General features: G+C 59.4%; 10 protein-coding genes. 6 read left to right on the top strand and 4 right to left on the bottom strand.

The window, feature by feature from the left end; all coding sequences use genetic code 11:
- The first annotated feature begins 166 nt into the window (after nucleotides 1-166).
- On the top strand, nucleotides 167-1,591 hold the full coding sequence (locus C4J86_RS13035; RefSeq protein ID WP_124370695.1) for a lipase: 1,425 nt from the start codon (nucleotides 167-169) through the stop codon (nucleotides 1,589-1,591).
- A gap of 132 nt (nucleotides 1,592-1,723) precedes the next feature.
- On the opposite strand, the gene C4J86_RS13040 is transcribed toward C4J86_RS13035, so the two are convergent.
- Nucleotides 1,724-1,948: a YgdI/YgdR family lipoprotein gene (locus C4J86_RS13040; protein ID WP_124370696.1), complete on the bottom strand. Its 225-nt coding sequence runs from the start codon at nucleotides 1,946-1,948 to the stop codon at nucleotides 1,724-1,726.
- A 187-nt stretch (nucleotides 1,949-2,135) separates the two neighbouring features.
- On the opposite strand from C4J86_RS13040, the gene C4J86_RS13045 reads away from it, so the two are divergent.
- Entirely contained in the window at nucleotides 2,136-3,782 is a 1,647-nt protein-coding gene (locus tag C4J86_RS13045; RefSeq protein ID WP_124370697.1) for a VRR-NUC domain-containing protein, read from the top strand.
- Nucleotides 3,779-6,037 carry an ATP-dependent DNA helicase gene (locus C4J86_RS13050; RefSeq protein ID WP_124370698.1) on the top strand — a complete coding sequence of 753 codons (2,259 nt, stop codon included), beginning with the start codon at nucleotides 3,779-3,781 and terminating at the stop codon, nucleotides 6,035-6,037. Before C4J86_RS13045 ends, C4J86_RS13050 begins: the two co-directional genes overlap by 4 nt.
- A 126-nt stretch (nucleotides 6,038-6,163) precedes the next feature.
- Here the strand turns inward: C4J86_RS13050 and C4J86_RS13055 are convergent, their stop codons facing one another.
- Nucleotides 6,164-7,114: an alpha-E domain-containing protein gene (locus C4J86_RS13055; protein ID WP_124362847.1), complete on the bottom strand. Its 951-nt coding sequence runs from the start codon at nucleotides 7,112-7,114 to the stop codon at nucleotides 6,164-6,166.
- A 2-nt stretch (nucleotides 7,115-7,116) separates the two neighbouring features.
- Nucleotides 7,117-8,526, bottom strand: a complete 1,410-nt coding sequence (locus C4J86_RS13060; RefSeq protein WP_124362848.1) for a circularly permuted type 2 ATP-grasp protein — start codon at nucleotides 8,524-8,526, stop codon at nucleotides 7,117-7,119.
- A 349-nt stretch (nucleotides 8,527-8,875) separates the two neighbouring features.
- Between C4J86_RS13060 and C4J86_RS13065 the strand changes: the two genes are divergently transcribed.
- The 3 genes from C4J86_RS13065 to C4J86_RS27055 all read left to right on the top strand — a co-directional run bounded on the left by C4J86_RS13065 (nucleotide 8,876) and on the right by C4J86_RS27055 (nucleotide 9,868).
- The gene (locus C4J86_RS13065) at nucleotides 8,876-9,421 is read left to right on the top strand and encodes a hypothetical protein (protein ID WP_124367040.1); all 546 of its coding nucleotides are present in this window, start codon (nucleotides 8,876-8,878) and stop codon (nucleotides 9,419-9,421) included.
- Between the two features lie 85 nt (nucleotides 9,422-9,506).
- Nucleotides 9,507-9,722, top strand: coding sequence for a hypothetical protein (locus C4J86_RS13070; RefSeq protein WP_124370699.1), 216 nt, complete (start codon nucleotides 9,507-9,509; stop codon nucleotides 9,720-9,722).
- A gap of 11 nt (nucleotides 9,723-9,733) precedes the next feature.
- Nucleotides 9,734-9,868: a hypothetical protein gene (locus C4J86_RS27055; RefSeq protein ID WP_256658857.1), complete on the top strand. Its 135-nt coding sequence runs from the start codon at nucleotides 9,734-9,736 to the stop codon at nucleotides 9,866-9,868.
- Between the two features lie 35 nt (nucleotides 9,869-9,903).
- Here C4J86_RS27055 and C4J86_RS13075 read toward each other — a convergent pair whose 3' ends face one another.
- Entirely contained in the window at nucleotides 9,904-14,877 is a 4,974-nt protein-coding gene (locus C4J86_RS13075; RefSeq protein ID WP_124370700.1) for a glycosyltransferase family 32 protein, read from the bottom strand.
- Between the last annotated feature and the right edge of the window lie 129 nt (nucleotides 14,878-15,006).

Below are 15,006 nucleotides of genomic sequence, written 5' to 3' on the forward strand. Positions count from 1 at the left end.
CACTGTAGGAGCGAGCTTGCTCGCGAAGATCGTCAACGATGACGCGCTCTACCTGAAAAAACGCGGCGCCTTTTAGTTTTTCGCGAGCAAGCTCGCTCCTACAGTCGGTAACGGATAACAGGTTTTTTGGCTTTCTCTACAAATCCAACAACAGAGAGGCAGTGCCATGGGTATCTTTGACTACAAAAACCTCGGGACCGAGGGCTCCAAAGCGTTGTTCGCCGATGCGATGGCGATCACGTTGTATTCCTACCACAACCTGGATAACGGCTTCGCCGTGGGGTATCAGCACAATGGCCTGGGCTTGGGCCTGCCGGCCACGCTGGTCGGGGCCTTGCTGGGTAGCACCGATTCCCAGGGGGTGATTCCCGGCCTGCCCTGGAACCCCGATTCGGAAAAAGCCGCGTTAGAGGCGGTGCAACAGGCCGGCTGGACGCCCATCAGCGCCAGCACCCTCGGCTACACCGGCAAGGTCGATGCGCGGGGTACCTTTTTCGGCGAGAAGCCCGGCTACACCACCGCACAGGTCGAGGTGCTGGGCAAGTACGATGACGCGGGCACGTTGCTGGAGATCGGTATCGGTTTTCGCGGTACGTCCGGGCCGCGTGAAAACTTGATCACCGATTCCATCGGCGACCTGGTCAGCGACCTGCTTGCTGCCCTCGGCCCCAAGGACTATGCGAAAAACTACGCCGGCGAAGCCTTCGGCGGCCTGCTCAAGAACGTCGCCGAGTATGCCGGTGCCCACGGCCTGAGCGGCCACGACGTGGTGGTCAGCGGCCACAGCCTCGGTGGACTGGCGGTCAACAGCATGGCCGACTTGAGCGACAGCAAATGGTCGAGCTTTTACAAGGATTCCAACTACGTGGCCTATGCCTCGCCGACCCAGAGTGCCGGTGACAAGGTGCTGAACGTGGGCTACGAAAATGACCCGGTATTCCGTGCGCTGGATGGCTACTCCTCCAACCTGTCGTCGTTTGGCGTGCACGACAAGCCCCACGCGTCCAGTACCGATAATATCGTCAGCTTCAACGACCACTACGCGTCGACGCTATGGAACGCGCTGCCGTTTTCCATCCTCAACCTGCCGACCTGGGTATCGCACTTGCCCACCGGCTATGGCGACGGCATGACGCGCATCCTCGACTCTGGCTTCTACGAGCAGATGACCCGCGACTCCACGGTGATTGTCGCCAACCTGTCCGACCCGGCGCGGGCCACCACCTGGGTGCAAGACCTCAACCGTAATGCCGAAGCGCACCAGGGCAATACGTTCATTATCGGCAGCCACGGCAACGACCTGATCCAGGGCGGCAAGAGCGCGGACTTTGTCGAGGGTGGCAAAGGTAACGACACGATTCGCGACAGCAGCGGGCATAACACCTTTCTGTTCAGCGGGCAGTTTGGCAATGACCGGGTGATTGGCTATCAGGCGACGGATAAGCTGGTGTTCGACGGGGTAGGGGGCAGCACGGATTATCGTGACCACGCCAAGGTGGTGGGCGGCGATACGGTGATCAGCTTCGGCGCCGACTCGGTGACACTGGTGGGTGTGAGCAGTTTGTCGGGGGAGGGGATTGTGATCGGCTAACTATTGGAATGCGGTCAAAACTGTGGGAGGGGGCTTGCTCCCGATAGCGGTGGGTCAGCTACATATAAGCAGGCTGATACACCGCAATCGGGGGCAAGCCCCCTCCCACATTTGGTATAGGCCAGCCTGAGATTATTTTTCCTCGCGCACCGTCGCCACATCAGCAGCCTTGATACGGATGCGCTTGCCGGCGATATCGGTGAACTCATAGAAGCCGTCGGCGGTTTTGGCGTTGGGTGTGTCCTTGGTCAAATACTGTGTGCCGTTTTGCAACGTCACCACGGTTTGCGTTGAGCAACCGGCCAATACCAGAAAAGTGAGTGCAACCAGCGGCAGACCCAAATTCTTCATGTTCATTACCCTTACCTTTACCTTGAAAAGCCCCGCAGCGTCTGGCTGCGGGGCATAAATGTTACGCGATCAGCTCCCACATCTGATCGCTTTTTTGCAAAAAGTTGCAGGCGCCATTTATCTATTACCGATTGCAACAATGCGTTTGCAACGGCACTCTGTATGCATAACCAGTAGTTGATTACTCTGCGCCATGGCCCACCCCCTCGAAGACCCCTTGTATTACTTGCACAACTTCCGCCAAGTGCTGATTGGGTTGCAGCAGCGCTACGCCGATTTGCTCGACCCGGACGAATTGCAGTTCATTCAGCAATTCGACAGGTTGCCGCAAGCGTCACAGGCGTTATTGGTACGCATGGTCATGCGCAAGGGTGTGCATTTTCGTGGAGCAAAGCTCAATTACCTGGAAATCGGCTGCCCCCATGCGGCCATGCAGCCACTGCTGGCGAGCGGTTGGGTCGATGATCAATGCCTGTTGGGCTTTGATGAACTGTTCGGCTTGCTGCAAAAAGGCGAACTGCTCATGGCCTTCAAGCCCTGGATCGACCAGCCCAGCGCCAGGAAATCCGACTGGCTGGCGCCATTGGCTTCGCGGTTCAGTGAACGCCGCAGCTTTGCCCGTTGGTGCCCCGAACTGCAGGACGTGCTCTACAGCCTTACCATGATGGAGCTGTGCGACCGCCTGCGCCTGATGTTTTTCGGCAACCTCTACCAGGACTGGTCGGAGTTCGTGCTGGCGGACCTGGGCATTTACACCTATGAGAAGGTGCCGTTCTGCGCCGAGTCTCGTGGATTGCGCAGCCGCGCCGACGTGGAGGGCTGTGTGTTCCTGCACCAGTGCCAGCAAGCGTTTGAGGCGGGTGAGGCGCTGGAAACGGTGTTGGCCCACATCGCCAGCTTGCACACCGACAACCCCTGGCTGGAAAAACGCCGCGCCAAGTTGCTGTTCCAGATCGGCCAATGCTGTGAACGCAGCGCTGAACTGGGCTTGGCCGAGCAGATCTATCGCGGCTGCAGCTATCCCGGCGCGCGCGCGCGATTGATCCGCGTATTGGAACGTCAGGAGGCTTATGCGCCCGCCCTGGCGTTGGCCGTCGCCGCGCAACAGGCACCGGAAAGCGCCGCCGAGCAGCAACATCTGCTGCGCGTACTGCCGCGCCTGCGGCGCAAGCTGGGTGAGCCGAAGGTGGCGAAGGCCAAGCCGCGGGCCCTCACGCGCCTGGACCTCGCCTTGGCATTGCCCGAGCCGCTGATGTCGGTGGAATATTGCGTGCAGGCCCATCTGAGCGAGCCGGACGCGCCGGTGCATTATGTGGAAAATGGCCTGATCAATTCGCTGTTCGGCCTGCTGTGCTGGGACGTGATTTTCGCGCCGCTGCCAGGCGCGTTTTTCCACCCGTTCCAGCGCGGGCCGGCCGACCTGCACAGCGAAGACTTCCAACAACGCCGCGCCGCCTTGTTCAGCGCGTGTTTCGAGCAATTGCGCGACGAGCGCTACAAAACCACCATCCGCCAACGCTACGTGGACAAATGGGGAATTCAATCGCCCTTTGTGTTCTGGAACCTGCTCAGCGAAGAGCTGCTGGAACAAGCCCTGACGTGCCTGCCTGCCGAACATTTGCGCTACTGGTTCGAGCGGCTACTGCTGGACATCCGCGCCAACCGCACCGGGATGCCCGACTTGATCCAGTTCTGGCCGGCGCAAAAAACCTACCGCATGATCGAGGTCAAAGGCCCTGGCGACCGCCTGCAGGACAACCAGCTGCGCTGGCTGGAATTCTGCGGTGAGTACCAGATGCCGGTCACGGTCTGTTATGTGCGCTGGGCAGAGTCCGCTTGAGCTATAGCGTCGCGGTGCGGGCGTTGTGTGAGTTCACGGCCAAGGTCGGAGACCTGGACTTGCGCTTTACCCCATCGCCCAGCGCCCAGGAAGGCATCGTCGGCCATCGCACGGTGGCGTCGCGGCGCAGTGCCCACTATCAGAACGAAGTGGCGCTCGAAGGCGAGTATCAGCAACTCAAGGTACGCGGCAGGGCGGACGGCTATGACCCGGACAGCAATCGCCTCGAAGAAGTAAAAACCTATCGCGGTGACCTCCAGGCCCAGCCGGCCAACCATCGGCAACTGCATTGGGCCCAGGTCAAGGTCTACGGCTGGTTGATGTGCCAGAAGCTGGGGCTTGATGAGATCGAGCTGGCGCTGGTGTACTTCGATATCGTCGGCGAGGGCGAAACCCTGCTCAAGCAACGCTTTGCCGCGCCCGACCTCGAACACTTCTTCAACCAGCAATGCGCGCTGTTTCTGCGCTGGGCCCACCAGCAGATGCAGCACCGTGAAGCGCGCAACCGCGCCGCGCAGAGCCTGGCGTTTCCCCATGCCGAGTTTCGCAGCGGCCAACGCGCGCTGGCCGAATCGGTGTACAAGGCGGTGAGTACCGGCCGCTGCCTGATGGCCCAGGCGCCTACCGGCATCGGCAAGACCGTCGGTACGCTGTTTCCGATGCTCAAGGCCCTGGCACCACAGCAACTGGACACGGTGTTTTTTCTCACCGCCAAAACCCCCGGTCGCAAGCTGGCGCTGGATGCCGCCCAAGTGCTGTACGACAGCAGCCCCGACTTGCCTTTGCGGGTGCTGGAACTGGTGGCGCGGGACAAGGCGTGCGAGCACCCGGATAAAGCCTGCCACGGCGATTCGTGCCCGCTGGCCAAGGGCTTTTACGACCGCTTGCCCGCCGCGCGCCAGGCGGCGTCCGGGGTTCGCCTGCTTGATCAACGTAATCTGCGCGAAGTGGCGCTGGCCCACGATGTGTGCCCGTATTACCTGAGCCAGGAAATGGCGCGCTGGACCGACGTTGTGGTTGCTGACTACAACTACTATTTCGATTTTGGCGCGATGCTCTTCGGCTTGGCCCAGCTCAACCAATGGCGCGTCGCAGTGCTGGTGGACGAAGCCCATAACTTGGTCGAGCGCGCGCGTTCGATGTACAGCGCGAGCCTCGATCAGTACAGCCTCAAGACCCTGCGCGAAAGTGCGCCCGAGGTGCTGAAAAAGCCCTTGCAGCGCCTGAACCGTGAGTGGAACGCCTTGCACAAGGACCAGCTCGCGGCGTATCAGGCCTACGCGGCCAAACCCGACAAGCTGCTCCAGGCCCTGAGCCTGTGCGCCAGCGCCATGGGCGATTACTTCAACGAGCATCCCGAAGCCCTGAATGGCGACCTGCAAGCCTTCTACTTCGAAGCGCTGCAATTTGCCAAGGTGGCCGAGCTGTTCAATGAGCACTTCATCTTCGACATCAGCAAGCGCACGTTCAGCGGCAAGCGCAGCAGCTCGACCCTGTGCCTGCGCAACGTGGTGCCGGCCGAATTCATCCGGCCCAGGTTGACCGCCGCGCGCAGCAGCGTGCTGTTTTCCGCAACCCTGAGCCCACGCCACTATTACGCCGACCTGCTCGGGCTGCCGACGGATACCGCCTGGATCGACGTCGAATCGCCGTTCCAGGCCGAGCAATTGCGGGTGAGTATCGTCGAGCGGATCTCCACGCGCTTTGTGCATCGCCAGGCGTCGCTGGAACCCATTGTGGCCTTGATCGCCCGGCAATTTGCCGAGCAACCCGGCAACTACCTGGCGTTTTTCTCAAGCTTCGATTACCTGCAACAGGTGGCGCAGTTGATGGCCGAGCGTCATCCGCAGATCGCGCTGTGGTTGCAGTCGCGGGGCATGGCCGAGGCGCAGCGCCAGGCTTTTCTGGACCAGTTCACCCAGCACAGCCAGGGCATCGGCTTCGCGGTGCTGGGCGGCGCGTTTGGCGAAGGCATCGATTTGCCCGGTGCGCGCCTGATCGGGGCGTTTATCGCCACCTTGGGCTTGCCGCAGCTCAACCCGGTGAATGAACAGATGAAGATTCGCATGGGCGCGATCTTCGGCGCGGGGTATGACTACACCTATTTGTACCCCGGTATCCAGAAAGTCGTGCAGGCGGCGGGGAGGGTGATCCGCAGCCAGCACGACCGCGGGGTGGTGATGTTGATCGATGACCGCTTTGGCGAGGCGCGGGTGCGGCAGTTGTTGCCCAGGTGGTGGTCGATTGATAGCTGACAGGTGGACTGCGGTCCATGTGGGAGGGGGCTTGCTCCCGATAGCGGTGGGTCAGCTACAAATAGGCTGGCTGATACACCGCCATCGGGAGCAAGCCCCCTCCCACAGTTTTGATCTGGGGTGCGCTTAGACCACTTCCAGATACGAGCTTTGTATCGACCGCGCCAACTCGCGCACGCTGTCGATAAAGTCCGTCAGCCGTGTGTGCAGCCCGTCTTCCAGGATCTCATCGATGCCCGTGTACCTGAGCCGCGCCTCGAACTCCGCCGCGAGGCGCTGCGCCGTGCGCCCGTAGCTGCCGGGCAGGTCGGCGAGGATATGGCTCAGTTCCTCGATGCACGCATGCAGCGAGCGCGGCACATCACTGCGCAGCAGCAGCAACTCCGACACCGAGCGTGCATTCAAGGCGTTCGGGTACAACTCGGTATACGCCTCGAACGACGATAACGCGCGCAGCAGGGCGCTCCACTGGTAATAACCGCGTGCCGACAGGTCGCTGACTTCCTCGGACTCTTCACCAAACATCTCATAACGCGCATCCAGCAGGCGCAGGGTGTTATCCGCGCGCTCGACAAAGGTGCCCAGGCGAATGAATCGATAGGCGTCATTGCGCATGATGGTGCCGGAGGTGGCGCCGCGAAACAGGTGCGAGCGTTGCTTGACCCAGTCACAGAAGTGGCTGATGCCGTGTCGCGCCAGGCCGCCGGCGGCGATGCTGCGCATTTCCAGCCAGGTGGCGTTGAGGTTTTCCCACATGTCGGCGGTGATGCGTCCGCGCACCGCATGGGCATTGCTCCGGGCGGCGCGCAGGCAGTTGTAGATGCTCGCCGGGTTTTCTTCATCCAGGGCGAAGAAATGCAGCATGCGTTCGGCGTCCAGTTGCGTGTGGCGCTCCAGGTAACTGTCCAGGGTGCCGCTGCTGAGCAGTGACATCGCCAGTTCGTCCAGCCCATCGCTGCGCCCGGCCTGGGGCATCAACGACAGCGAATAGCTGACTTCCAGCATGCGCGCCAGGTTCTCGGCGCGTTCCAGGTAGCGGGACATCCAGTACAAGTCTGCGGCGGTTCTACTCAACATACTCAGCCCTCCACCACCCAGGTGTCCTTGGTTCCGCCGCCTTGCGACGAGTTGACGATCAGCGAGCCTTCACGCAACGCCACGCGCGTCAGGCCACCGGGCACCAGGCGCGTTTCCTTGCCCGACAGCACAAAGGGGCGCAGGTCGATATGCCGTGGCGCGATGCCGTTTTCGACAAAGGTCGGGCAGGTCGACAGGCTCAGGGTCGGCTGTGCAATGTAGGCGTGGGGCCGGGCCTTGATGCGCTGGCGGAAGTCCTCGATCTCGGCGGCGCTGGACGCCGGGCCGACCAGCATGCCGTAGCCGCCGGAGCCCTGGGTTTCCTTGACCACCAGGTGCTCAAGGTTGGCCAGCACATGGGACAGCTCCTCTGGTTTGCGGCACTGGAAGGTCGGCACGTTTTGCAGCACCGGCTCTTCATCCAGATAGAACCGGATCATGGCCGGGACATAGGGGTAGATCGACTTGTCATCCGCCACGCCGGTGCCGATGGCGTTGGCCAGCACCACGTTGCCGGCGCAATACGCCGCGACCAGGCCGGGCACGCCGAGCATCGAGTCGGGATTGAACGCCTCGGGGTCGAGGAACGCGTCGTCAATGCGCCGGTAAATCACGTCCACTGCCTTGGGGCCGTCGGTGGTGCGCATGAACACCTTGAGGTCGTGGACGAACAGGTCGGCGCCTTCCACCAGCTCCACGCCCATCTCCCGGGCAAGGAAGGCGTGTTCGAAAAACGCGCTGTTGAAGCGGCCCGGCGTCAGTACCACCACGTTGGGGTTGTCCAGGCGGCTCGAACTTTTCAGGGTCTTGAGCAGCAGGTTGGGGTAGTGGTCCACCGGCGCAATGCGCTGCTTGGCGAACACTTCCGGGAACAGGCGCATCATCATCTTGCGGTCTTCGAGCATGTAGCTCACGCCGCTGGGGGTGCGCAGGTTGTCTTCAAGCACGTAGTAGGTGCCGTCGCCGTCGCGCACCAGGTCCACCCCGGAAATATGCGAATAGATGCCCCGGTGCAGGTCGAGGCCGACCATTGCCTGCTGATAGCCCTCGTTGCCCAGCACCTGGTCGGCCGGGATGATTCCGGCCTTGATGATGCGCTGGTCGTGGTAGATGTCGGCGAGGAACATGTTCAGCGCGTTGACCCGCTGGATGCAGCCGCGCTCGATCACGCTCCATTCGCTGGCGGGGATGCTGCGGGGGATGATATCGAAGGGGATCAGGCGCTCGGTGTCCTGTTCGTCGCCATAGAGGGTGAAGGTGATCCCGGCGCGGTGGAACAGCAAATCGGCTTCGCGGCGTCGCTGGGCCAGCAGTTCCGGCGGCGTGTTGGCCAGCCAGCGGGAGAAATCCTGGTAGTGCGCGCGGCAAACGCCTTGCGCGTCATTCATTTCGTCAAAGAAAGATCGAGCCATTCCAGTACCTTGTCAGTGCCGAGGGGAGCGCGGGGGGCACTGCCGCTTTTAAACGCATTTTTATGAGCCCGTGGTCGAGGGTGCCAACGGGCCTGGTCCTTACTTTCTTATGGGGTCGGCTCTGGGTCGGGGGGTAACGAATGCTCCTGAATGTGGGCAGATGAATGGTTTAAGCAAGGCGTGTGCCGGAACCGCTGAGGCACGGTGATTATCCCGTGGCGTGGGCGTTTGCCGCCGCTGGCTGCGAGGCGGCCCTCACCACGGCGCCTCAATTTGGTGCACGACAAACTTGAACTTCCCCCTGACGCGCTTCTTCTAATAAGCCTTGAAACCTTGTGGAGCCCCCGTCGTGCCTAGAATCATTTCGCCCAACTCCCCGGAAGCGGCGCTGACCGACCACAGCGAGCACAACGCCAAGATCTTCGGTTCGCCCAAGGACCGTCTCGACTTCTATCGTCGCGAGATCCAGTACGAAACCAGCATCCTGGCCAACCGCACCGACGCCTACCTCACCGCCCAGTCATTCCTGGTCATTGCCTTCGTCTCCGGGATGGGCAATCTCAACCCGGAGTGGGGCAAGCTGTTCACCCTGCTGGTGCCGGCCATTCTCGCCGCGCTGGGGATCCTCAGCTCACTCAACGCCTGGCCGGGCATACGCGCCGCCTACGAGATCATCGATCACTGGCACTACAAGCAAAGCGAGCTGCTGCGCAGTGAACCGGTGATGGGCATGGCCTACGATGACTCGCCGTTGTTTTCCGAAATGGAGTCGACCCACAAGGGCTATCGCAAATCGCTGCTGTTTTCCATGCGCGCGCCTTGGTTATTCATGGGGTTCTGGCTGGTATTGGGCATCTATGCCTTCTACATCCAGGTCGACAACCCATTGCACTGAGCAATCGGACTGAACTTCATCCCGTAACGCGGCGCCTTAGCATTACGGGGTACAGATGCCCCACAGGCCTGTAAAGAGGTGTGCCATGACGACTAACAACGATCCTCAAACCAGTAACCGCAACGACCCAGTGATCGACGGCGGCGAGCCGGCCCCCAGCACTGGCGCCGATGCCCCCAAAGACCCAAAGCCGGCAAGCGACCCAGAGGCCAAGGAAAACGACTACAGTCCAGACTTCAAGCCTGAGCCGCTCGAGCCCAAGCCTGAAACCGATGCTGATATCGATACCCAAGGCGGTTAGAGGAGATGGTCATGTCAAAAGAACTGGACGAAGAACTCAACGATCCTGGAAATGAAGACCCAGGCTCGTTGATGGACGATGCTGAAGTGCCGCTCAACGACCTGGATGAAGCGGCGGACGTCGGCAACACCGAGGAGCAGGACTGATCCGTCCGGACGGGTAGAGGTTGAACGAGGGGCGATCAGCCAGTCTTCCAGGAATGGTCGGCCCCTGGTTTCACGTTGAATTTATGGCGAAGCGGGAAATAATGCTCGCGCATTTTACTGATATGAAGGCGCAGCAGCAGGGGCGGCTTAATACCCCGTTCTCGATATAAGTCCAGGGCTCTCTCTTCGTTGTTGACGACCGGCCCAGACGAGACCAGTTCTCCGTCCACGACATTCGTATCTTTTGAGAACCCTTCCAGTCCCAGCTCATACATATCGGGTCGTTTTGCCTTGAGTGTGTCGTTGAGCAGGGTAGGGCCCGTCGTTTCGAATAGTTTTTTCCCGTATTCGTCGAGATCAGAGGTAAATGCACCACCGTTGATAGACTGCCGGGCCACCGGGCGGTTGTTCACAAAATAGGGTTTGTTCGCGGCAAAGCGCTTGTGCATTTCAGTGATGACTTCTTTCATCAACGGGTTGCCAGGCTGGGTGGCAAAGTTACTGTTGTTATAGAAAGGTTTGAAGTCGGTGGACCGATGCACCACCGGGTGACCGAGCAGGACATCATTGGCCCCCGCCATTAACGCGCCGGAATCGACGTTGGTCTGGATGAGGTCATCGGTGTCCAGGTAAACCCCACCATGCTTGTGCATGATTTGATAACGCGCGATATCCGAAGTGGCCGCCAGGTTTTTACCTTGTCCTTGACGGAAATAATTGTACATTTCATCAGTTTTCAACTGTGTGTAGAGGGCATCCTCCCGAAAGTTCTTGACCGTCACGCCGGGGGCTTTGTCTTTCAGGGTGGTTTTTATCTTTTCAAAAATTTCAGGGGTATCGGCGTCAACATGGATGACTGAGGTGTATCCGGGCGCACGTCGGCTGTTTTTAGCCAGGTTGTCGGCCAAATGGGCGGGGAGGTCCTGGCCGGCCCAAAAATAATGCAAGCTCTGGGGTAAGGGGGTGACCTCTTTCGGGACTTTCGGGATCGCCGAAACATCGACGAATTGGTAGTGATGAGCGTCTGCCTTTTTAGCGCGAAGAAAGTCATTAATGTTGCCTTGCTGCCACGCTCCTTTAGGATTTCGCCAGAAATAGGGAGCGTCCAGGCTTGAAGAGACACCTCGCCAGGCGCCGTGTGTACTGTCAAAGTCGACGGCGTGGTCGGCGCCCTTGACGTTGATCCTGAAAGGCGGGGCAGCGTTTTCCACCACCTTGATTCCGTCCATCGGCACGACATACGTGTTATCGCCCAATTGCCATGGTGTATGAAATTCCTTCGCGCCCCCCAGCAGACCGACAGACCTGGAACGAGGCTCCCACCCGGAAATGCCGAGATCCTTGACCGGTATGTCAGGGCCCTTGCCTGTGGGGTGGAGGATGAATCGCTGGCCGTCCTTGACTTTGGATTCATACAGCGCTCCATCGACCTTCACATATTCCTTTTTACTGCGGCCTTGATACACGTTGCCCTGCAGGCCTTTGCTCGAAAGCTCTCGCGGTTCGATGTAGTTGGCTTGATACCCCAGCAAATCGGCATCCGCGACCCGTACTTCGCCACTGGCCGCTACCCGACTGGGGGTGAAGTCTTTCAATGGAGGGCCGATAGGTTGTTTTTTCAGCGGGTCGTATTGATGCCAATTGCCCTGAAACATCACAACGTTGCCTTCAACGCTCTTCTGTCCGACCTTGAATGTGCCGGCGGCTGCCAAGCCATGGCGCTGGCTGACGGTCGTTATCACGTCGTTGCTGCCGATCGCGTCCAATCCCCCCCGTGGGCCAACACTGAACTGCTCGAGGGACTTGCCATAGGCCTGTTGCGTACGCGGGTCAAACGCAAACCACCTTTGCGTGCCTTCGTCGAATTTGGCCAGGGCAGGAATTTCATTGCCGTTACCGGCCAACTTGTAGGTGCCTTCGGCGATATCGGGCCTTTTGGCCAATTGCAGCAGGTCGACGCTGCGGTGGTGATTGCGCAGGTGGTTAATACCCTTATAGCTTGCGTTGACGGCTTTTTTTCCAAGATGCAGGGCACCTCGCGCTAGATCACCAACCCCGTCCAACGGGTTCAGCGCGCCGAGTGCTGCTCGGCCGATGATTCTGACGACCTGACCTGCTTTTGCGAGCGTCGATGCCCCCCTCGCCAGGGCGCTCAGGCCTTTGACCGCACCGCCGAAGCCCACCACGAAACCAAAGATATCAATAGCCAGTTCGACGGCACCTTCCTTGATGTTGCCCGCGATCAAGTTCTCGATGCTCGACTTGAAGGGAATCAGCCCCACCACGATTGCTTCAATGGTCTTATGCAGGGGTACTTGGGTATCAAAGGTTGTCGCCCCTCGGGCGTAACGCTCTACCTCGGGCAAGTTCATGTCCGCAAACAGCGTGTCGATGATGTATTGGGTACTGGCGCTGTTGAAACTGTCAGGCGCACCGTGCCCGGCTGTTTTCCCGTCGGGCAGTGCTGGCGGTTGCGAACCCTCAGGTTTGACGGTGTCGTACCTTTGGCCCAATTGCGGAATAGTGCCATTTCTAGGTGGGTATTCGACGTAAGTCTGATCGGGCCGCCGAGTCACGGTGCCCTTGATCCGATCAATCGCGTAGGTCATTTTCTTGCCGTTGCGCTCGGTGTCGAACAGCAGTACGCCTTCTTCCACGACCCTGGGATGATCGTCTCGGTAATACCTGATGTGCTTGCGAACGGGCAGTTTGATGAACGCCAGGTTCTCGCGGTCTTCCAGCGGAAGTTTGGCGATCATCTGTTTGAACTGTGCGGACTTGATCTTCTTCAAGGCGCTTGAGAACTCAGCGTATTGCGGCTCGAACAGCTCTCTGGGGCGTGGCAGGGTTTTCAGCGTTTGAGTCACCTTGTCAAGGTCGAACTCTTTTGATGAGGATACCCAGGCTGCTGGCCGTGAATCTGGTCGCTCCTCGTTTTCCCTGGATACGAAAAGATTTTTGAAGTTGCGTGCTTCTTCCGACCAGAACTCCTCCCGGTTGGGCGTCCAGAAAAGCGGTCGGCCATCGATGTAGGCGTCCAGTATCGAGTAAGGCCCGGGGAACCGTTTATGGGGAGGGTCTATGGTGATGCATTTTTTCTCGAACAGTTTGGGGTCCATGTCCGGCAGCGCTTTTTTTAATTGCGCCAGTGCTATTTCTTTGGCCGTTGGCAGGTTGCCGAGTGATGTTTCGCTAGCCTCCCTCAGTTCGTTGATCATCGTACTGAACGTTTTGCGCACTTCGCCCATTACAAGGGGGGTGAGCGGAGGTTTTCTCCCGTTGGCGATGGCCCAATCCTTGAGCGCGTCATTCTGGGCGGCATATTCAATGTGGCGCTCTTGTTCACTGATCGGTGCGATGCTGGTTTCAAGCATGACTTGCGCAAAGGTCATGCCTGCCGTCGAGCCTGGCGCTTTTGCTTCGATGCGCGAAACAGCGGTGGCGAAACTGACCCACGCGTGAGTGCCGATGGTGACCTCCTTCGGAATATCCTTGATCAAGAATTCCGGCGCTCTGCTGGTCAGCAAAAGGTGTGCTTGAATGGCGGCGGTTTCGGGGGACGAAGCCCTGTCGCTGGCGAGCAGATGATCGGCCAATGCCTTGACGACTGTTGAGGCGGTTTTGTTGGTGTTTTCAGCGCTGACCAGTCGATAGCCTTCAATGGTCAGTCCATCGCCGTTCTCTGTGTTTTTCTCCAGGCCCATGGCGGCGAGCAACCAATCGTTGGCGCTGCCCTTGATTTCCCGCGCTTCGAATGCAGCCTGAATCGCCTCTCCCAGGGCCTTGCTTTTAGGGGCTTCGATCAAGGTATCGATCAACTTGCGTGGATCGTTGAGGTCGGCAGCCGTGACCCTCCTGCCGTCGAGCAGATATTCCAGGACATTCTTGAAGGGGCTCACATTGATGTTGCCGAACTTGCCTGCGCCGATGTCTGCCTTGAGCTGCTGCTGGCTTTGCGTATCAAGCGGCACGGGCCACGCCAGCGCCCCGCCTAGGTTGCCATTGGGGGGCGAGTAGGGAGGCAGTGTGGAAAGTGCTGTGGTCAGGTTTTCCAGCTCGTTGTGATTGCTGGGGATGTCCAAGCCATGATCCCGCAGATAGTCAAACACACTGATGGTGTTCGCTGGTTGATGGTCGGCGGCGGGGTAGGTGGAGGGATAGGTGGAGGGATAGGTGTTATGAGCAGGCAGGGAGAGTTTCTTGCGCTTCAACTGGTTTTCAAGATCATCGGGGTGTTCGAAGCCGTCCTTGGGCAAGGGCGACAGCTCCTTTAGTTCGAAGACGACCTGATTGCGGATGAGGATATCGCCCACTAACGCTTGCTGGTGCAGGAGCGCGTCTTCGCTGCGGGATTCGATCAAGCCAGCGTCGGTGCCAGCATCAAGGGTCTTGAAGCTTGAGTTGCGCAGAATGCCGTGCGCCTGTGTACGCAGGTCACTCGCCGTCAGCGCCGGCGGCTGTTCCTGGTAAAAACGCGCGATTATCGATCCCGGAATTTGCACATCCTGAAGAACCTCCTGAGGCATGAAGGCTGTATCAGGATACCCGGCGCAGATAACCTGTGCGGCGTGAAGGATAGGCCCACGGATAGCGGCCCATTGCCGGTCTTCTGGACCAACCGTGTGCAGTTTCTGTTGGGGGTCAAGGTGGCGCTTGAGCTTGAAGGAAACTTGCCCTGACTGCGTGTTGAGTATCAGCGACGAAACGTCGATCCCTTTGTCTTGAGCCCACTGAACAACGTCGGGTAACTGAAGGGTGTTTTTCAACTGCTCGCGCCACTGGCCGAAGGTGGAGTGTGGGTCAATCGCGTTGATACGCACATCCGTACCGGCCTTGGCCGCGCGTAGCATTGCAAACCCATACTCGTTGGCCAACTCGCGATCGCCCGCGACACGCGACTTATCAGCTGTTTCCAGCGCGGGGGTTTCACGTTTGGGGCGAGAGAGGGGCTCGGATGGGATGTCCGTGCGCGGGACGTACGAAGCGATGCGGCTCAAAGTGGGAGTCATGTGTGCTGTCATCTCAGGGGGCAGGATGGTTCCAAGGCGTAGATTTGCTTGGTTTACCCCTGAGTAACTCTCGAACTTCATCGGTTCCAGCGTTTGTCAATACAGAGTTATCCGTTTATTTCCAATCGG

The organism is Pseudomonas sp. R2-7-07, from assembly GCF_003852355.1.
In the GTDB taxonomy this organism is placed as follows: Bacteria; Pseudomonadota; Gammaproteobacteria; order Pseudomonadales; family Pseudomonadaceae; genus Aquipseudomonas.